This is a genomic window from Saccharopolyspora gregorii (genome assembly GCF_024734405.1).
Lineage (GTDB): Bacteria > Actinomycetota > Actinomycetes > Mycobacteriales > Pseudonocardiaceae > Saccharopolyspora_C > Saccharopolyspora_C gregorii.
The window spans coordinates 614,096-632,281 of the sequence record NZ_CP059556.1 but is presented as its reverse complement, the minus strand read 5'-3'; the positions used below and the strand labels follow the sequence as shown (position 1 = coordinate 632,281).

17 protein-coding genes are annotated in these 18,186 nt (G+C 72.7%); 9 read left to right on the top strand and 8 right to left on the bottom strand.

What is annotated here, in order from left to right:
• The first annotated feature begins 168 nt into the window (after positions 1-168).
• Complete coding sequence (locus H1226_RS02895) at positions 169-471, top strand: WhiB family transcriptional regulator (protein ID WP_224956128.1); 303 nt, start codon at positions 169-171, stop codon at positions 469-471.
• A 332-nt stretch (positions 472-803) separates the two neighbouring features.
• Here H1226_RS02895 and groL read toward each other — a convergent pair whose 3' ends face one another.
• Positions 804-2,423, bottom strand: coding sequence for a chaperonin GroEL (gene groL / locus H1226_RS02890; RefSeq protein WP_224956129.1), 1,620 nt, complete (start codon positions 2,421-2,423; stop codon positions 804-806).
• Between the two features lie 243 nt (positions 2,424-2,666).
• Positions 2,667-2,957 carry a co-chaperone GroES gene (gene groES / locus H1226_RS02885; protein ID WP_184483059.1) on the bottom strand — a complete coding sequence of 97 codons (291 nt, stop codon included), beginning with the start codon at positions 2,955-2,957 and terminating at the stop codon, positions 2,667-2,669.
• A gap of 787 nt (positions 2,958-3,744) precedes the next feature.
• On the opposite strand from groES, the gene H1226_RS02880 reads away from it, so the two are divergent.
• From H1226_RS02880 to tsaD, 8 genes are all read left to right on the top strand, one after another.
• The gene (locus tag H1226_RS02880; RefSeq protein WP_258345699.1) at positions 3,745-5,310 is read left to right on the top strand and encodes an alkaline phosphatase D family protein; all 1,566 of its coding nucleotides are present in this window, start codon (positions 3,745-3,747) and stop codon (positions 5,308-5,310) included.
• 123 nt (positions 5,311-5,433) lie between these two features.
• Entirely contained in the window at positions 5,434-5,979 is a 546-nt protein-coding gene (locus H1226_RS02875; RefSeq protein WP_258345696.1) for a SanA/YdcF family protein, read from the top strand.
• Positions 5,980-6,398: 419 nt separating this feature from the next.
• Positions 6,399-7,289: a BKACE family enzyme gene (locus H1226_RS02870; protein WP_224962374.1), complete on the top strand. Its 891-nt coding sequence runs from the start codon at positions 6,399-6,401 to the stop codon at positions 7,287-7,289.
• The gene (locus H1226_RS02865; protein ID WP_258345695.1) at positions 7,289-8,248 is read left to right on the top strand and encodes a 3-hydroxyacyl-CoA dehydrogenase NAD-binding domain-containing protein; all 960 of its coding nucleotides are present in this window, start codon (positions 7,289-7,291) and stop codon (positions 8,246-8,248) included. The genes H1226_RS02870 and H1226_RS02865 overlap by 1 nt, the downstream gene beginning before the upstream one ends.
• Positions 8,245-8,673 carry a thioesterase family protein gene (locus H1226_RS02860; RefSeq protein ID WP_258345690.1) on the top strand — a complete coding sequence of 143 codons (429 nt, stop codon included), beginning with the start codon at positions 8,245-8,247 and terminating at the stop codon, positions 8,671-8,673. Before H1226_RS02865 ends, H1226_RS02860 begins: the two co-directional genes overlap by 4 nt.
• Positions 8,674-9,057: 384 nt before the next feature.
• A complete protein-coding gene (tsaB, locus tag H1226_RS02855) occupies positions 9,058-9,816 on the top strand; it encodes a tRNA (adenosine(37)-N6)-threonylcarbamoyltransferase complex dimerization subunit type 1 TsaB (protein WP_258345688.1) in 759 nt (252 codons plus the stop codon).
• Positions 9,813-10,304 carry a ribosomal protein S18-alanine N-acetyltransferase gene (gene rimI / locus H1226_RS02850; protein ID WP_258345684.1) on the top strand — a complete coding sequence of 164 codons (492 nt, stop codon included), beginning with the start codon at positions 9,813-9,815 and terminating at the stop codon, positions 10,302-10,304. The genes tsaB and rimI overlap by 4 nt, the downstream gene beginning before the upstream one ends.
• Positions 10,301-11,359: a tRNA (adenosine(37)-N6)-threonylcarbamoyltransferase complex transferase subunit TsaD gene (gene tsaD / locus H1226_RS02845; protein ID WP_258345681.1), complete on the top strand. Its 1,059-nt coding sequence runs from the start codon at positions 10,301-10,303 to the stop codon at positions 11,357-11,359. The genes rimI and tsaD overlap by 4 nt, the downstream gene beginning before the upstream one ends.
• Before the next feature lie 99 nt (positions 11,360-11,458).
• Here tsaD and H1226_RS02840 read toward each other — a convergent pair whose 3' ends face one another.
• The 6 genes from H1226_RS02840 to H1226_RS02815 form a co-directional block, all read right to left on the bottom strand.
• Positions 11,459-11,905 (bottom strand): MarR family winged helix-turn-helix transcriptional regulator, encoded by a 447-nt coding sequence (locus H1226_RS02840; RefSeq protein WP_258345676.1) that lies wholly within the window; start codon positions 11,903-11,905, stop codon positions 11,459-11,461.
• A gap of 360 nt (positions 11,906-12,265) precedes the next feature.
• Positions 12,266-13,126 carry an AraC family transcriptional regulator gene (locus H1226_RS02835; protein WP_258345672.1) on the bottom strand — a complete coding sequence of 287 codons (861 nt, stop codon included), beginning with the start codon at positions 13,124-13,126 and terminating at the stop codon, positions 12,266-12,268.
• A 124-nt stretch (positions 13,127-13,250) separates the two neighbouring features.
• On the bottom strand, positions 13,251-14,378 hold the full coding sequence (gene alc, locus H1226_RS02830; RefSeq protein WP_258345671.1) for an allantoicase: 1,128 nt from the start codon (positions 14,376-14,378) through the stop codon (positions 13,251-13,253).
• Complete coding sequence (gene allB, locus H1226_RS02825) at positions 14,375-15,721, bottom strand: allantoinase AllB (RefSeq protein WP_258345667.1); 1,347 nt, start codon at positions 15,719-15,721, stop codon at positions 14,375-14,377. Before allB ends, alc begins: the two co-directional genes overlap by 4 nt.
• A gap of 33 nt (positions 15,722-15,754) precedes the next feature.
• Entirely contained in the window at positions 15,755-16,480 is a 726-nt protein-coding gene (locus H1226_RS02820) for an aspartate/glutamate racemase family protein (RefSeq protein WP_258345666.1), read from the bottom strand.
• A 161-nt stretch (positions 16,481-16,641) separates the two neighbouring features.
• The gene (locus H1226_RS02815) at positions 16,642-18,129 is read right to left on the bottom strand and encodes an NCS1 family nucleobase:cation symporter-1 (RefSeq protein ID WP_258345663.1); all 1,488 of its coding nucleotides are present in this window, start codon (positions 18,127-18,129) and stop codon (positions 16,642-16,644) included.
• Positions 18,130-18,186 lie beyond the last annotated feature (57 nt).

Here is an 18,186-nt window from a genome sequence, read left to right as displayed (position 1 = left end):
GCAAGCGGGTGCACCCGGATGCCACCGGTCAGAGATCACCCGTCAGTGAACAGCTTTCGGCGCGAAAGGGGTTGAACAAGTATTGGCGCGGTTCTACCTTGGATCATGCGAGGCCACGGCAGCCGCCGTGGCGGGGAGGGGATCCACCGGTGGGAGGTGGTTGTCGCAATGGCCGACACTCGACGTCTTCCAGGCCCGAACGCGGACATCTGGGACTGGCAGATCAAGGGTTCGTGTCGCGGGATGGACAGCGCGTACTTCTTCCATCCCGACGGCGAACGCGGCCCGGCACGGGCGCGGCGTGAGTCGAAGGCGAAAGAGGTGTGCCAGCACTGCCCGGTTCTGGACCAGTGCCGCCGGCACGCGCTGGCCGTGCAGGAGCCCTACGGGATCTGGGGTGGGCTTTCGGAGTCCGAGCGCGAAGTGATCATCAAGACCCGCAAGCGCCGGGTGGCCGCACTGGCCGGTTGAGACGCGACCGCCGCGCGAACGGCGGTGGCGGCGCCCGCACCGGGCGGGCCGAATCGGATGACTGCGAGGGGCGTCATCCGCTGCGGACCCCGGAGCGAGCGCGGAAACGAATCAGGGGCGACACCCGTGGGTGCCGCCCCTGATTCACGTCCTGCTCCGGCGGCAGGACCACCGGCCGGAGCCGTTCTCGGTACTTCTCGTCACCGGTCCCGCCGCTGAGCGCGGCGACCTGGCCCGGCGACCGGGCCCCCGCGGGCCCCGGCGGCCCCTCGCGAACCCGGCGCTTCCGCGTCGGTCCGCGGGAAACCGCCGGGCCGGAGTTCCCCGGGAGGTCAGTGGGAGTGGCCGTGGCCGTGGCCCGCGGCCTGCTCCGCTTCCTCCTCCGGCTTCTCCACCACGGCGCTCTCGGTGGTCAGCACCATGCGCGCGATGGAGGCCGCGTTGGCGACCGCGGAGCGGGTGACCTTCAGCGGGTCGACGATGCCCGGCTCGATCAGGTCGCCGAAGGTGAGGTCGGCGGCGTTGTAGCCGGCGCCCCAGTCGAGGTCGCGGACCTTGGAGACGACGACGGCACCTTCCTGGCCCGCGTTGCTGGCGATCCAGAACAGCGGGGCTTCGAGCGCCTTGCGGACGAGCCGCACGCCGGTGGCCTCGTCACCGGTGAGGCCGAGGTCGCCCTCCAGCGCCTTGGACGCGTGGATGAGGCTGGAACCGCCGCCGGGGACGCTGCCCTCCTCGGCCGCCGCCTTGGACGCCGCGACGGCGTCCTCGATGCGGGACTTGCGCTCCTTGAGCTCGGTCTCGGTGGCCGCGCCGACCTTGATCACGGCGACGCCGCCGGCGAGCTTGGCGAGCCGCTCCTGCAGCTTCTCGCGGTCCCAGTCGGAGTCGCTGGCCTCGATCTCCTTGCGGATCTGCTCGACGCGGGCCTGCACGTCGTCCTTGCTGCCGTGGCCGTCGACGAGGATGGTGTCGTCCTTGGTGACGGTGACGCGGCGGGCGCTGCCCAGGACCTCGGGGCCGGCCTCGGAGAGCTTGAGCCCGACCTCGGGGGCGATGACCTGCGCACCGGTGACGGCGGCGAGGTCGTCCAGGAACGCCTTGCGGCGGTCGCCGAAGTAGGGGGCCTTGACCGCGACGACCCGGAAGGTCTTGCGGATCGCGTTGACGACCAGGGTGGACAGCGCCTCGCCCTCGACGTCCTCGGCGATGATCAGCAGCGGCTTGCCGTTCTGGGCGACCTTCTCCAGCAGCGGCAGCAGGTCCTGGATGTTCGAGATCTTGTCCCGGTGCAGCAGGATCTGGGTGTCCTCGAGGACCGCTTCCTGCCGCTCCGCGTCGGTGACGAAGTACGGGGAGACGAAGCCCTTGTCGAACTGGACGCCCTCGGTGACCTCCAGCTCGGTGGCCAGCGTCGAGGACTCCTCGATGCTGATCACGCCGTCCTCGCCGACCTTCTCCATCGCCTCGCCGACCAGCGCGCCGATGTTCTCGTCGCGGGAGGAGACGGTGGCGATCTGGGCGATGTTGTCGCGGCCCTTGACCGGGGTGGCCTTGGCCTTGAGCGCCTCGACGACCGCGTCGGTGGCGGCCTGGATGCCCTTGCCCAGCGAGGCAGGGTTGGCGCCGGCGGCCAGGTTGCGCAGGCCTTCCTTGACCAGGGCCTGGGCCAGCACGGTGGCGGTGGTGGTGCCGTCGCCCGCGACGTCGTTGGTCTTGGTGGCGACGTTCTTGGCGAGCTGGGCGCCGAGGTTCTCGTACGGGTCGTCGAGCTCGATCTCGCGCGCGATGGTGACGCCGTCGTTGGTCACCTGCGGGCCGCCGAACTGCTTGTCCAGCACCACGTGCCTGCCGCGCGGCCCGAGGGTCACCTTCACGGCGTCGGCGAGCTGGTTGACACCGCGCTCCAGCGCGCGGCGCGCCTGCTCGTCGAAGCTGATCTGCTTAGCCATGTTTCAACAGCCCTTCAGCATGGGGTGTTCGGAGGCCGGTCGTGGTCGCCCCGGCGCGAACTCGGTTCGACCCGGCGCGCCGGAGCGGTCCGGACGGCTGCCCGGTGGACCGCCCCGGTGCGGCGTCGGGTCGGCGGAGTCGCCGCATGCGTGCGGGCGCGACGTCCGGCCTGGGATAGACCACCGCCCCGGGGTCCCGGAGGCGGGACCACCGGGGCGGTGGGGTGCGCATGGTGCGGGTCGTCAGTTGACGACGGCCAGCACGTCGCGGGCGGAGAGGATCAGGTACTCCTCGCCGTTGTACTTGACCTCGGTGCCGCCGTACTTGGAGTAGATGACGACGTCACCTTCCTGCACGTCGACGGGGACGCGGTTGCCCTTGTCGTCGACGCGACCCGGGCCGACGGCCAGGACCTTGCCCTCCTGGGGCTTCTCCTTGGCGGTGTCCGGGATCACGATGCCGGACGCAGTGGTCGTCTCGGCTTCGCTCGCCTGGACAACGATCTTGTCCTCAAGCGGCTTGATGCTCGCCACGGTGTGACCTCCACCTTCTGGGGCCTGCGTAAGCGTTGGCTGTGGTTTGGGTGACGGCTCCGTGGCTCCCCGTCGTCGCGGGTGCCGGGGCGCAGCGGCGCCGTGCTGATTGGCACTCTACCCACGCGAGTGCCAAGCCTCAACAACCGGGCACCCGATCCGTCGTCACTCGATGGCGCGGAACGCGGATCGGCGAGCGATGACCGGCCGCAGACGTGCGCGGCGCGCGCCCCGGTAGCACGGAACGGATCTCCGGTGATCGCCCGGGCGTGCCGGCGGCCGATCTTGCCGATACGGAACCGTCGAGGTGGGCCCGGGTCGAGCTGGGACGGGTGGGCCGGGCGGCGGCGCGGCGCGGTCGCCGCCGACCGGCCCATGCTGCCGATCTTCGCAGGTAGATCGGCATGCGGGAAATGTCACCGGAACCCGATGGCGGTTCACACCATCGAGGCGCTGTGGCTTAGGTTCTGCCGCATGGCTCCGACGAAGCCCACGAACCGTCCGTGGGAACGCCGCCCTCGCCCCTCTCGCCCACCCGGCCCGTCCGGGCCTCCCGGCCGGTCCGGCTGGCGCCCGCGCTGATCGCTCCTCCCGCTTCGCGGAAGGCCCTGCGGCGCGGTCGCGGTGATCAACAACCCGTCTTCGCCAGAAGTTAACCGGATGCCCACCGGGCGCGGATACCTTTCCACCCGTTCGAGTGAAGCCGAAAGCGGGCGCACGCCTGCTTCGACGTGCACCGAGCACGTCGGCCGCGGCGACCACCGACGTCTCTGGGAGGACCGCCCGAATGCCCGACCCCACCACATCCCGATCCGTGTCCCGGCGCGCCGTGCTGCTCGGCGGCGCGGCCGCGCTGGGCGGCACCGCGCTCGCCGGAACCGCCCTCGCCGGACCGCTCCCGCTGCGCGGCGCGGGCACCGGACGCCCGCTCCGCGACCCGTTCACCCTCGGCGTCGCCTCCGGCGACCCGGTGCCGGACGGCGTCGTGCTCTGGACCAGGCTCGCCCCCGACCCGACCGCCGACGACGGCCGCGGCGGCATGCCCGACAAGGTCGTCGACGTGCAGTGGGAGGTCGCCGAGGACGAGCGGTTCAGCCGCGTCGTGCGGCGCGGCCAGGCCCAGGCCGCACCGGAGCTCGGCCACAGCGTGCACGTCGAGCTCGACGGCCTGCGGCCCGGCGCCGAGTACCACTACCGGTTCCGCGCCGACGGCGCCGTGTCCCGCACCGGCTTCACCCGCACCGCCCCCGCGCCCGGCTCGCTCGACCCGCTGACCATGTGCTTCGCGTCCTGTGCGCACTTCGGCCAGGGCCACTTCACCGCCTACCGGCGGATGGCCGAGGACCAGCCCGGGCTGATCCTGCACCTCGGCGACTACCAGTACGAGTACGCCGCCGAGGACGACGACGTGCGGCGGGTGCTCGGGCCGGAGACCCGCACGCTGGCGAACTACCGGCAGCGGCACGCCCAGTACAAGACCGACGCCGACCTGCAGCTCGCGCACGCCACCGCGCCGTGGATCGTCGTGTGGGACGACCACGAGACCGAGAACAACTGGGCCGGGGACGTGCCGGAGACGCCCGACGAGCACTTCCTCGACCGGCGCGCCGCCGCGTTCCAGGCGTACTACGAGAACATGCCGCTGCGCTCCTCGGCCAAGCCCGTCGGCGCCGACATGCGGCTGTACCGCCGGTTGGGCTGGGGCGGGCTGGCCACGTTCCACATGCTCGACACCCGCCAGTACCGCGACGACCAGCCCTGCGACGACGCCGGGAACGTGGACTGCGCGGAGCGGCTGGAACCGGACCGCACGATCACCGGCGCCGAGCAGGAGCGCTGGCTGCTGGACGGGCTCGCCACCTCGCAGGCGCGCTGGGACGTGCTGGGGCAGCAGGTGTTCTTCTCCCGGCTGGACAACGACGTGGACGAGGGCGTCGCGTTCAGCACCGACTCGTGGGCGGGGTACGTGGCGAACCGGGACCGGATCGCCGCGGGGCTCGCGCAGGCGCGCAACGCGGTGGTGCTGACCGGCGACGTGCACCGGCACTGGGCCGCGGAGGTGCAGGCCGCGCACGAGGACCCGGACTCGGCGGTCGTCGGCACCGAGCTGGTCACCACCTCGATCACCAGCGGCGGCGACGGGGACGACGACCCGAAGTCGGCGGTGCTGGCGGAGAACCCGCACATCAAGTTCCACCGGAACCGCCGCGGCTACGTGCGCACCCGGTTCGGCGCGGACGAGCTGCGGGCGGACTTCCGGACGGTGCCGCACGTGACGGAACCGGGCGGTGCGGCGAGCACCGCGCGGAGCTTCACCGTCGCCGACGGCGAGCCGCGGCTGCACGAGGCCTGATCCGCCGTGGGTGCCGTCCGGCGCGGTCCGGGCGGCACCCGTTCGGCCGCTGTCGGCGACCGGGCCGCGGCACGGCACACTTGCCCCGTGCGCAGGCGATGGTGTGGTGCGGCGGGTGCCGCGGTGGTGCTGGCCGCGCTGCCGTCGTGGTGGGTGCTGGCGCGCAGCCGCGGCCGGGTGCGGACGGTGGCCGACGTGCCCGCCGCCGAGGTCGCGCTGGTGCTGGGCGCCGGGGTGCGCCGCGACGGGCTGCCGAGCCGGATCCTGCAGGGCAGGCTCGCCGTCGCGGTGGAGCTGCACCGGGCGGGCCGGGTGCGGTGGATCCTGGTCAGCGGCAGCCCGCACTCCCGCGGGTACAGCGAACCGGTCGTGATGCGGGACTTCCTGCTGCGCCAGGGGATTTCGGAGCGGGCGGTGGTGATGGACGAGTCCGGTGTCGACACCTGGGCGTCCTGCCGCGGCGCGGTCGCGGACTTCGGGCTGCCCGCGGTGACCGTGGTGACCTCGAAGTTCCACCTGCGCCGGTCGATCGCGCTGTGCCGCCGGGCCGGGATGGACGCGTACGGGGTGGGGCACGACGCGGCGGCGGACGGGTTGCGCCGGGTGTCGGCGCGGGGTGCGCGGCGCGAGTTCCTGGCCGTGGCGAAGGCGTTCTGGTTCAGCCGGTGATGCGGCGCGGGCGGCGCGCCTGGTTCGCGTTCCCCTGGTTCGCGTTCCCCTGGTTCGCGTTCCCCTGGTTCGCGTTCCCCTGGTTCGGCCTCCCGTGGTTCGTCCCGTCGTGCTTCCCCCGCACGGTGGCCTGCCCGGTTCGCCGGCACGTGGCCTGCCCCGGGTTCGCGCTCTCGCCGCCTTCCCCGCCCTGGTTCGCTCCCCTGGTTCGCACGGGCGACAGGCACGGCGGCCGGACCCCGCGATCGACTGAGTCGACGATCAGTTCTTCTCCGCGATCGCGACCAGAACTTCCGCCTCTGCACTGACCGTTCTGCACCCCCAGACCAGCTCTGCCCGGACGGAGCATTGCGAATTTCGCAACGCTCTTGCTAGCGTCACCGCGGCCCGCGCCGGGCCGACCGCGACAGGGAGGGCGCATGAACGAGGAAGTGATCATCACCGCCGCGTTGACGGGAGCGGGCGACACCGTCGGCCGCAGCGAACACGTACCGGTGACCCCCGAGCAGATCGCCGAGTCCGCCGTGCAGGCCGCCGACGCGGGCGCCGCCGTGGTGCACATCCACGTGCGCGACGTCGAGACCGGCCAGGGCTCCCGCGAGGTCCCGCTCTACCGCGAGGTCGTGCGCCGCATCCGCGAGTCCGGTGTGGACGTCGTCATCAACCTGACCGCCGGGATGGGCGGCGACCTGGTGATCGATCCGGACGACCCGCTCAAGCCCGTCGACGGCACCGACCTGGTCAACGGCCTGGACCGGCTGCCGCACGTCGAGGAGCTGCTGCCGGACATCTGCACCATGGACTGCGGTTCGCTGAACTTCGGCGAGGGCAGCCAGCTCTACATCAGCACGCCCGACATGCTGCGGGCCGGCGCGAAGCGCATCCAGGAGCTCGGTGTGAAGCCCGAGCTGGAGATCTTCGACACCGGGCAGCTCTGGTTCGCCACCAAGCTCATCGACGAAGGCCTCATCGACCCGCCGCCGCTGTTCCAGCTGTGCACCGGCATCCCGTACGGCGCCCCCGCCGACCCCGGCGTGCTGCAGGCGATGGTGAACATGCTGCCGGAGGGCGCCAACTGGGCGAGCTTCGCGATCGGCCGCAACCAGCTGCCGTGGGTGGCGCAATCCGCGCTGCTCGGCGGCCAGGTCCGCGTCGGGCTGGAGGACAACCTCTACCTGAGCAAGGGCGTGAAGGCCACCAACGCGCAGCTCGTCGAGCGCGCCGTGACGATCATCGAGGGCATGGGCGCGCGGATCGCCACCCCCGACCAGGCGCGCGCGAAGCTCGGCCTGAAGCGGCGGACCTCCTGATGGCGGCCCCGGTGGCACCGGAAGCGGTGCGCGAGGTCGCCTGCATCGGCGCGGGCGTGATCGGCGGTGGCTGGGCGGCGCACTTCCTGGCGCGCGGCTACCGGGTGACGGCGTGGGACCCGGCGCCGGACGCGGCGGAGAAGCTGCGGCGGCTGGTGGACGCGGCATGGCCCGCGCTGACCGAACTGGGCCTGGCGCCGGGCGCGTCCCGGGACGCGCTCACCGTCACCGCCACCCTGGAGGAAGCGGTCGCCGGCGCCGAGTTCGTGCAGGAGAGCGCCCCGGAGGACCTGGAGCTCAAGCAGGACCTGCTGGCCCGCATCGACGCGGCCACCCCGCCCGGTGTCGTGGTGTCCTCGTCCACCTCCGGCTACGGCATGACCGAGATGCAGCAGCGCTGCGCCACCCCGGAACGGCTCGTGGTCGGACATCCGTTCAACCCGCCGTACCTCATCCCGCTGGTGGAGGTCGTCGGCGGCGAGCGCACCGACCCGGAGGCGGTCACCTGGGCGTCCCGGTTCTTCGAGGTCGCCGGGAAATCGGTGATCACCATGGACCGCGAGGTGCCCGGGTTCATCGCGAACCGGCTGCAGGAGGCGCTGTGGCGGGAGGCGCTGCACATGGTCGCCGAGGGCGAGGCGACCGTGGAGCAGATCGACGCCTCCATCACCGAAGGTCCCGGGCTGCGGTGGCCGTTCCTCGGGCCCTGCCTGACCTTCCACCTCGCGGGTGGCGAAGGCGGCATGGCGCACATGCTCGACCACTTCGGGCCGTCGCTGAAGTCGCCGTGGACGCGGCTGGAAGCGCCGGAGCTCACCACCGAGCTGCGGGACCGGATGGTGCAGGGCTGCGAGGAGACCGCCGACGGGCGCAGCATCGCCGAGCTGGTCGCCGACCGGGACCGCGCGGTGATCGCCGTGCTGCGCGCGGTGCGGGCCGTCCGGGGCGGTGACGCGTGAGCGAGTTCCGGCAGCGGGTGCAGCCCGAGTGGATCGACTACAACGGGCACCTCAGCGAGGCCTACTACGTGCTGGTGTTCGGCTTCGCCACCGACGCGGTGATGGACGGGCTCGGCCTGGACGCCGCGTACCGGGAGACCGGCCGCTCGCTCTACACCGTGGAGGCGCACGTCCGCTACCTGCGCGAAGTCGGGCCCGACGCGGAGCTCGTGGTGACCTCGCGGATCGTCGGCGGCGGGCCGAAGAAGCTGGTGCTGTGCCACGAGATGGTGGTGGACGGGACGGTGGTGGCCACCGAGGAGCTGCTGGCGCTGCACGTCGATTCGGCGGCGGGCCGTTCGGTTCCGTTCCCGGACGAGATCGCGGCGCGCATCGCCGAGCGCACCGAGCGAGCGCCGGACTACGCGGGGCGCGCCATCGGCTGAGCGGGGAGTGAACGGACCGTTCGTCCGATCTGATTGGACCAACGGTCCGTTCACCCCGCCCGGTCCCGAGTCAACAGACCGTTCGTCCCATCCCGTTGGACCAACGGTCCGTTCACTCCGCCCGGTTCCGAGTCAACGGACCGTTCGTCCCATCCCGTTGGACGAACGGTCCGTTCACCCCGCCCGGTCCCGAGTTAACGGACCGTTCGTCCCATCCCGTTGGACGAACGGTCCGTTCACTCCGTCCGCCCCGGGTGCACGGATCACCCGGTTGGCCGAACGGTCCGCTCGCCCCGAGCGGAGTGCGCGGGGCTCGTCGTGACCGGGGTGCCGCCCGGCACCCGGGACACGTCGGTGACCTGGGGTGACGTAGTCTTTTCGGCTGTGCTCGTCATCGCGCTGGACACTTCGACGCCCGCGGTCACCGCAGGGCTGGTCGCCTTGGACGGCGGCGGGCCCCGCCCCCTCGCGCAACGCGTGACGGTGAACGCCCGGGCGCACGGCGAACTGCTCACCCCGCATTTGATGGCGGCGGTCTCCGAGGCCGGTCACCGGCTGGCGGACACGGACGCGATCGTCGTCGGCTCCGGGCCCGGCCCGTTCACCGGGCTGCGAGCGGGCATGGTGACGGCCGCCGCGCTCGGGCAGGCCCTGGACGTCCCGGTGCACCCGGTGTGCAGCCTGGACGCGATCGCCGCCGCGGTGCCGGAGACGGCCGCCGCGCAGGGCGTGCTCGCCGACGTCGGCGAGCCGGGTGCCGCCGTGTCCGGCGCCGCCGCGGGCGGGATGCGGCTGCTGGTCGCCACGGACGCGCGCCGCAAGGAGGTGTACTGGGCGGCCTACGGCCCGGACCGGGAGCGCCTCACCGGCCCGCACGTGCACCGCCCGGCCGACGTGCCCGCGGAGATCGCCGAGCTGGACCTGGACTTCGCCGCGGGCGAGATGGCCGCGGCGCACGGCGACGTGTTCGGGCTGCCGGTCCTCGACACCGAGTACCCCACCCCCACCGGCCTGGTGGCGGCCGCGCGGCACGACCTGCACAGCGGGGAGGAACCGCTGCCGCTGGTGCCGATGTACCTGCGCCGTCCGGACGCCACCGCGCCCGGCCCGCGCAAGCAGGTCAGCCCGGAGGCGGCGTCATGAGCACCCCGTTCATCGCGAAGCTGCGGCGGAGCGACCTGAAGCGCTGCGCCGAGCTGGAGCAGGTGCTGTTCCCCGGCGACGACCCGTGGTCGCTGGAGTCGTTCGCCGCCGAGCTGGACCGCGGCCACCACTACCTGGGCGCCTACGACGAGGCGGAGCAGCTGATCGGCTACGCCGGGCTGTCGCTGGCCGGCCGGCCGCCGGAGGTGGACGCGGAGGTGCACACCATCGGCGTCGATCCCGCGCACCAGGGCCGCGGGGTGGGACGGGCGCTGCTGCTGCGGCTGCTGGCCCGCGCCGACGAGCACCGCGCCACCACGTTCCTCGAAGTGCGCACCGACAACGACCCGGCGATCGAGCTGTACCGGAAGAACGGGTTCGAGATCGTCGGCCTGCGCAAGCGCTACTACCAGCCTTCGGGCGCGGACGCGCACACGATGCGCAGGCCCGCGGCCGACCCCACTGCGGAGGGAGGTGGTGCGTCATGACCACCACCGACCGGATCGTGCTCGGCATCGAGAGCTCCTGCGACGAGACCGGGGTCGGGCTGGTGCGGCTCGGCGCGGACGGCTCGGTGGAGCTGCTCGCGGACGCCGTGGCCTCCAGCGTCGACGAGCACGCCCGCTTCGGCGGGGTCGTGCCGGAGATCGCCAGCCGGGCGCACCTGACCGCGATGGCGCCGACGATGCGCCGCGCGCTGGACGAATCCGGGCTCGAACTGTCCGATGTGGACGCCATCGCGGTGACGGCGGGACCCGGCCTGGCCGGTGCGCTGATGGTGGGCGTCGCCGCCGCCAAGGCCTACTCGGTGGCGCTGGACGTCCCGCTGTACGGGGTGAACCACCTCGGCGGGCACGTCGCCGTGGACACCTTGCAGCACGGTCCGCTGCCGCCGCGCTGCCTGGCGCTGCTGGTCTCCGGCGGGCACAGCCAGCTGCTGCTGGTCGAGGGCATCGCGGAGCGGATCACCCAGGTCGGCTCCACCATCGACGACGCCGCCGGGGAGGCCTACGACAAGGTCGCCCGCATCCTCGACCTGCCGTACCCGGGCGGGCCGCCGATCGACGGGCTGGCCGAGCAGGGGAATCCGAAGGCGATCGCGTTCCCGCGCGGGCTGACCGGGCCGCGCGATTCGCGGCACGACTTCTCGTTCTCCGGGTTGAAGACCGCGGTGGCCCGCTGGGTCGAGGGCGAGCAGCGGGCCGGGCGGGAGATCCCGGTCGCCGACGTGTGCGCCTCGTTCCAGGAGGCCGTGGCGGACGTGCTCACGTTCAAGGCGGTGCGCGCGGCGCAGGACCTCGGGGTGGGCACGCTGGTGATCTCCGGTGGCGTGGCGGCGAATTCGCGGCTGTCCGCGCTGGCCGCGGAGCGGTGCGCGGCGGCGGGGATCGAGCTGCGGGTGCCGCGGCCCCGGCTGTGCACCGACAACGGCGCGATGATCGCCGCGCTCGGCGCGCACGTGGTGGCCGCAGGCGCGAAGCCGTCCCCGCTGGACCTCTCCGCCACGCCCGGCCTGCCGGTGGAGACGATCGTCCTGAGCTGACCGGCCCGCAGGGTCGGACCGGGCAGCCGATCGGACCGGACAGCCGGTCGAGCTGGCCGACCGGTCGAACCCGGACAGCCGGACGAGCCCGGCGACCGATCAGCCGGACCGCTCCCGCAGCGAGTAGATCATGCTCTTGAGCAGCCGGAACGCCTCAGCCTGCTCCGCTTCGGTCAGCTCGCCGAGCATCCGGCGCTCGACGTCCCGGACGGCCGCGCTGGCCTGCTCCAGGCTGCGCCGGCCGCTGGGCGTGAGCCGTGCGGGCAGCGCCTTGCCGACCGGCGCCTCGGCGGGCCTGGTCACGTAGCCGTCGCGCTCCAGGTTCCGCAGCAGCACGTTCATCGACTGCCGCGTCACGAACGCGCCCCGCGCGAGCTCGGAGTTGGACAGGCCCGGCCGTTGCGCCAGCAGCTCCAGGCAGGAGTAGTGCGTGACGGTCATCCCGAGCGGCCGCAGCACCTCCTCCACGGCTGCGCGGAGCGTGCTCGACACCTCTTTGAGCAGGTAGCCCAGGGACGTCTCCAGCTCAACACCGGAACCACTCATGTCAGCATTCTGACATGAAGATGGTGTTCCACTCCGCTTGCGTAGCACTCGGGTGGCGGAACCTCAGCGCCCTCCTCGCTGCGGGATCTTTTTCACCGGTGGCTCCGCCACAGGCGAAAAAGCTGTCCTCGCGAGGAGGGCGCTGAGAACCCGCGGGTGGTCCTGCTGCGTGCTCGGTCGGCGGCTCAGCGGCTTCGCCGCTGACGGGAAACGGACACGACTGCGGGGCACGGGTGGAAATCAGCGGACCGGTAGCTCAGAAATCGCGGCCACACCGGGAACGCGGGCGGCGAGGGAACCGGTGAGGTTCCGCTACCCGAGCCCGGCGCAAACCGAGTTCGAAGACGGGGAACCAGTTCGTCAGGCCTCTTCGACCGGGATCCACAGCTCGGCTTCGCCGCGGGTGCCGTCCTCGGACACCTCGGTGCGGAGGAGTTCCGGGCCGGGCCTGCTGCGGTAGGGGTTCGACGGGAACCACTCGGTGTAGACGTCGCGCCACAGGTACTGGATCGCGTGCGGGAACTCGCCGGAGACCTCGAACACCGCCCAGGCCCCGGCGGGGACGGCCAGCGAGTCCAGGTCGTCCGGCCCGGGATCCCGGGCCACCGCCCCGTGGTAGTAGTCGAGCGTGGTTCCCTCGGCACGGCTGTCGTCCAGGTCGTCGGTGGCGGCGATGACACCGGCCGGTTCCTGGTCGGACAGGGCGGCGATGCGCCGCAGCTCGTCCGGGCCGATGCCGCGGACGTGCTCGACGATCGCCGGGTTGGGGCCTTCGTGCACGAGCGGTACCCGCGCCTTCCGGCCGACGACGTGGAACGCCTCGCGGCGCACGATGCGGTAGCGCATCTCGCTGCTCCCTTCGACGATGAGCCGGAAGCAGATCCGCTGCTGGGACCGCAGCGCGGCGCCGTCGCGGCGGGCTTCGCCGGGGCCGACGCCGTGCACCGCGCGGAACGCCCGCGCGAACGCCTCCCCCGAGCCGTAGCCGTACCGGACGGCGATGTCCAGCAACGTCCGCCGCCCGGCGAGCACTTCCGCCCCGGCGAGGGTGAGCCGCCTGCGCCGCAGGTACTCCGAGAACGGCATGCCCGCCAGCGCGGAGAACATCCGCCGGAAGTGGTACTCGGAGGTGGCCGTGATCCGCGCGAGCTCGCCCACGTCGACGGTGTCGCCGAGGTGCTCCTCCGCGTGGTCCAGGGCCGCGTTCAGCCGATCCAGCACCGGGTCCTCCTTCCTCCTGGTGCCCACCACGCTAGGTCGGCGGTGCCGCGGCGCACCCGACTTCCGGTGCCCGCTCCGGTCGGTCGGCGAAAAGCCAGGCCGGTCGGGCGGAAAGGCCGGCCGCTCAGCGGAAAGCCGCCGCCAGCGCGGTGTCGGCGTCGGGACCGGACGCGGCGGCGAGCTCGGCGGCGGTGTCCGCCGGGACCCCGCAGTCGAGCAGCACGGCCCGCGCGTACTCCGGCGGCACCGCGGCGGACCAGCGGCGCACCAGGTCGGCGTGCCCGTCGGCGGTGGCGGTGCCGTGCAGCCGCAGCCGCGCCATGCCGCCGTCCGGGTGCACGTCGAGCCGCACGTGGGTGAACTCGGCGCCGGAGTGCAGCCGGAACCGGTGCCGGGTGTCGGGTTGCAACCGGGTGCGCGGCAGGATCTCCCGCCACGCCGCGGGATCCGCCGGATCGGCCACCCGTCCGTCCACACCGGACAGAGTCGCCCAGCCGGGCGCGTTGCCGACGAAGTGGCTGGTGTCGAGCTCGGCGGCGGTGAGCACGCCGGCGGCGGCGAGCCCCACCTCCACCCAGTCGTTGCCGTCGTCGCGGCGCCGCGCGGTCTCCCAGCCCTCGCCCATCACGGCGGCCCGGCCGGGCGCGAGCAGGTTCGACGGCGAGCTGTAGAACATGTTGCTGCACCCGGTGACGTGCCCGCCGTGCTCCAGCGCGGCCAGGTCGAACTCGCCGCGCGCCCACCGCGGGTCGGCGACGGGTTCGCCGCGGGCGCGCAACCGGGCGATGCCGCCGTCCGGGTGCATGCACAGCTTCAGGTGGGTGCAGCGCAGCGCGGTGTCCACGTCGAAGGAGTTCTCGGTGTCGCCGCGGACCGGCGAGGCGGGCAGCAGCTCCACCCAGTCGGCGTCGAGGAGTTCCGCCGGGCTCGGGTACCCGTCCACGGCCGCGCCCTGCACGGACACCTCGGGCGGGTAGTTGCCCGTGAAGAACGCGGTGTCCACCACGAGCCGCCGCACGATCCCGGGCAGCCCGAGGCGGATCAGCGCGAAGTCGTGGCCCGGTTCGCGACGCCGCCGGGTCTCCCACCCGTCGTAGACCTGTCCTTTGTGGCCGAACGTGTAGGGCTGGTAGGCGGGCGCGGCGGGTTTGATCAGGTTCTCGCGTTCGGCGAACAGCTCGTCGTTGGCGTGCACGACGGCGCCGCCGACGGCGCGCGAGGCGAGGTCGGGCAGCGCGGACCGGTCGTTCATGCTTCTCCCCTGCTCAGCAACGTTCCTCGTGGTGGACCTGCGACGTCGACGGGTTCGCCGCGCAGCCAGGTGCGCCGGACGCGTCCGGCGAGCGCGCGGCCCTGGTAGGCGGTGACGGGGTTGCGGTGGTGCAGTCCGGCGGCGTCGACGACGAAGGCGTCGTCGGGGGCGAACGCGCACAGGTCGGCGTCGGCGCCCGGTTCGACGGCGCCCTTGCGGTGCAGCCCGGCGATCTCCGCGGTGCGCCCGGCCATCCAGCGCACCACGTCCGCCAGCCCGTGCCCGCGCAGCCGCGCCTGCGTCCACACCGCGGACAACCCCAGCTGCAGGCTGGACACGCCGCCCCAGGCGACGCCGAAGTCGCCGGTGTCGAGCCGCTTCAGCTCCGGCGTGCAGGGCGAGTGGTCGCTGACGACGCAGTCGATGGTGCCGTCGGCGAGCCCCTGCCAGAGCCGTTCGCGGTTGGCCGCTTCGCGGATCGGCGGGCAGCACTTGAACTGGGTGGCGCCGTCCGGGATCTCCTCGGCGGTGAAGCAGAGGTAGTGCGGGCAGGTCTCCACGGTCACCCGCACCCCGTCCGCCTTCGCGGCGGCGATCATCGGCAGCGCGTCCGAGGAGGACAGGTGCAGGACGTGCACCCGCCCGCCGGTGCGCCGCGCCAGGTCGAGGACCTGGGCGATGGCCACGTCCTCCGCGCCGCGCGGGCGGGAGGCGAGGAAGTCGCGGTAGTGCTCGCCGTGCGGGCCGGGTGCGGCGTCGATGGCCTCGGCGTTCTCGGCGTGCACGATCAGCAGCGCGTCGCGGGCGGCGAGCTCGGCCAGCGCCGCCTCCAGGCCGGCGGCGTCCAGCGGCGGGAACTCGTCGACGCCGGAGTGCAGCAGGAAGCTCTTGAACCCGAACACCCCGGCGTCGTGCAGCGGCCCGAGGTGCTCCCGGTTGCCGGGGACAGCACCGCCCCAGAACCCGACGTCCACGTGCACCCTGCCGCGCGCGGATTCCCGCTTCACCGCGAGGGATTCGGGGTCGACGGTCGGCGGGAGGCTGTTCAGCGGCATGTCCAGCAGCGTGGTGATGCCGCCCGCGGCGGCGGCGCGGGTGGCGGTCGGGAAGCCCTCCCACTCGGCTCGGCCGGGGTCGTTGACGTGCACGTGGGTGTCCACGAGGCCGGGCAGCAGCACCTCGTCGTCGGCGAGCTCCACGGTGCGCGCGGCGGGCGGCGGCGCGTCGTGCGGTGCGACGGCGGCGATGCGCCCGTCGCGGACGGCGACGCTGCCCGCGGTCTCGCCGCGCGGGCCGATGAGGCGCCGCGCGCGGATCACCACGTCGTACGGGTCGGGGGACACCGCGACCTCCTGTTCGTCGTTCCGGGGGCGGGGTCAGGCCCCGCTGATCGGCCAGCCGGTGATCTCCTTGGGCAGCGGCGCGGCCCAGCCCCCCACCTTCGAGGTGCTGAGGCCCTGCCGCACCAGCAGCTCCGCGAGACCGACCGCCGCGGGGACGCCGTCGACGACGGGTACGCCCGCGGCGTCACGCACCTGTTCGGCGAGGCCCGCCATGCCCGCGCAGCCGAGGCAGATCACCTCGGCGCCGTCTTCGCGGACGGCGCGCACGGCTTCGGCGGCGAGCCGGTCCCCGGCGCGTTCCGGATCGGTCTCCAGTTCCAGCACGGCCATCCCGGTGGCGCGCACCGAGGCGCACCGCGAGCTCAGCCCGGTCAGCGCGAGCCGGTCGGTGATCTGGCCGGTGGTGCGCGCCAGCGAGGTGACGACGGAGAACCGGCGGCCGAGCAGGCTCGCGGTGTGCGCGGCGGCTTCGGTGATGTCCACGACGGGCACGTCGAACAGCTCCGCGAGCCCTTCCTTGCCGTGCTCGCCGAACCCGGCCAGCACCACCGCGTCGAAGGGTTCGGGCACGGCCCGCACCCGGTCCATCACGGCGACCGCGGCCAGGTAGCTCTCGAAGTTCCCCTCCACCGAGGGCGGGCCGAAGCGCGGGGTGACGGCGAGGACCTCGGTGCCGGGTGCGGCGATCGCGACGGCCTGCGCCCGGATCACCTCGGTCACGGCTTCGGTGGTGTTGACATTGGCAACGACAATCCGCACGTGCTCTCCTGGCTTTTTGTCTTCGAACTCGGTTTGCGGAGCGCTGGGGTGGCGGAACCCCAGCGAGTGGTCGTTCTGCGTGTGTGGTCGGCGGCTCAGCGCTTCGCGCTGACAAGAAAGAGACACCGCCCGCCCCCGCGGCACGAGTCGGGTGGCTGCGGTCAGTGGATTCCTTCTGCGGTGGTGGTCCGCGCGAGGTGGTCGCCGGGGACGTCGGTGAAGTCGCGGCCGCGGTCGGCGATCAGGTGGTAGAGCCCGCCGCCGAGCAGCGCGCTGATGAACCAGGAGAACGAGGACAGCACCGCGAACGCGGGCACCACGGCGAGCGCGATGCCGACCGCCGAGGCGGGCAGCAGCGCGCCGACGGCCCGCGGGTTCACGCCCCGCCGGTAGGCGTACTCGCCGGCGGGATCCTCGGTGTAGAGGTCGGGCACGTTGATCCGGCCGCGCCGCAGCAGCCAGTAGTCCACGATGATCACGCCGAACAGCGGCCCGAGCACCGCGCCGAGCCCGCCGAGGAAGTACTCCACGGTGGCGGGGCTGCCGTAGAGGTTCCACGGCAGCACCACCACCGCGAGCACCGCGCTGATCAGCCCGCCGCGCCGGAAGCCGATGTGCTTCGGCGCGAGGTTGGCGAGGTCGTAGGCGGGCGAGACGAAGTTCGCGACGATGTTCACGCCGATGGTCGCGAGCGCGAACAGCAGCGCGCCGACGACGAGCACGAAGGTGTTCGGCACCTTCGCGATGATCTCCGCCGGGTCGGTGATGATCTCGCCGAACAGGGTGTGCGTCCCGGCGGTGACGATGATGGACACCATCGCGAAGGCGGTGAAGTTCACCGGCAGGCCCCAGAAGTTCCCGCGCACGACCGATTTCCGGTCCGGCGCGAACCGGGAGAAGTCGCAGAAGTTGAGCATCAGCGTGCCGTAGATGGCGATGGTGAGACCGGCCGCGCCGAGCACTTCCCACCACATCGCGGTGCCGCTGAGCGCGTTCGGCGGGTTCCAGGAGATCCGCCCGCCCGCGAGGACCAGCACCCAGATCGCCATCGCGAGCATCACGACCCACACGATCGGCCCGGCCCAGTCCTGGAACCGGCGGATGATCTCCATGCCGAAGCTGAGGATCACCAGCTGCACCGCCCACAGCGCGAGGAAGCAGATCCAGCCGAGGCTGGAGAGCCCGAGGATCGAGTCCTGCGCGTAGGGGGTGAGCGCGGGTTCGATGCGCAGCACCAGCACGACGACGGCGAGCGAGGCCAGGTAGGTCTGGATGCCGTACCAGGCGATGGCGACGACGGCGCGGATCAGCGCGGGCAGCTGCGCGCCGTGCACGCCGAAGGAGATCCGCGCCATCACGGGGAACGGGACGCCGGTGCGCTGCCCCATGCGGCCCATCAGGTTCATGCCCCAGAACACGACGAGGATGCCGAGCAGCAGCGCGATCAGCGACGGCAGCGCGCCGAGCCCGAGGGCGAACAGGCCGGCGGCGAAGGTGTAGTTGCCGATGTTGTGCACGTCGTTCATCCACAGCGCGAAGATGCTGTAGGTCTTCCAGCGGCGTTGTGCGGGCGGGGCCAGATCGGCGTTGTAGAGCCGGGGGCTGGGGGCTCCCGGCGTGGTGGCGGCTTCGGCACGATCCGGGGACATGGCCGCTCCGGTTCCACATAGCGGAAGTATACTTAAACGTATACGGAAAAGTAGGCC

Coding starts and splice junctions, on each gene's coding strand:
- H1226_RS02895 (WP_224956128.1), top strand. CDS start 169: ATGGCCGACACTCGACGTCTTCCAGGCCCGAACGCGGACATCTGGGAC.
- groL (WP_224956129.1), bottom strand. CDS start 2,423: ATGGCTAAGCAGATCAGCTTCGACGAGCAGGCGCGCCGCGCGCTGGAG.
- H1226_RS02880 (WP_258345699.1), top strand. CDS start 3,745: ATGCCCGACCCCACCACATCCCGATCCGTGTCCCGGCGCGCCGTGCTG.
- H1226_RS02870 (WP_224962374.1), top strand. CDS start 6,399: ATGAACGAGGAAGTGATCATCACCGCCGCGTTGACGGGAGCGGGCGAC.
- H1226_RS02865 (WP_258345695.1), top strand. CDS start 7,289: ATGGCGGCCCCGGTGGCACCGGAAGCGGTGCGCGAGGTCGCCTGCATC.
- rimI (WP_258345684.1), top strand. CDS start 9,813: ATGAGCACCCCGTTCATCGCGAAGCTGCGGCGGAGCGACCTGAAGCGC.
- tsaD (WP_258345681.1), top strand. CDS start 10,301: ATGACCACCACCGACCGGATCGTGCTCGGCATCGAGAGCTCCTGCGAC.
- H1226_RS02840 (WP_258345676.1), bottom strand. CDS start 11,905: ATGAGTGGTTCCGGTGTTGAGCTGGAGACGTCCCTGGGCTACCTGCTC.
- alc (WP_258345671.1), bottom strand. CDS start 14,378: ATGAACGACCGGTCCGCGCTGCCCGACCTCGCCTCGCGCGCCGTCGGC.
- H1226_RS02815 (WP_258345663.1), bottom strand. CDS start 18,129: ATGTCCCCGGATCGTGCCGAAGCCGCCACCACGCCGGGAGCCCCCAGC.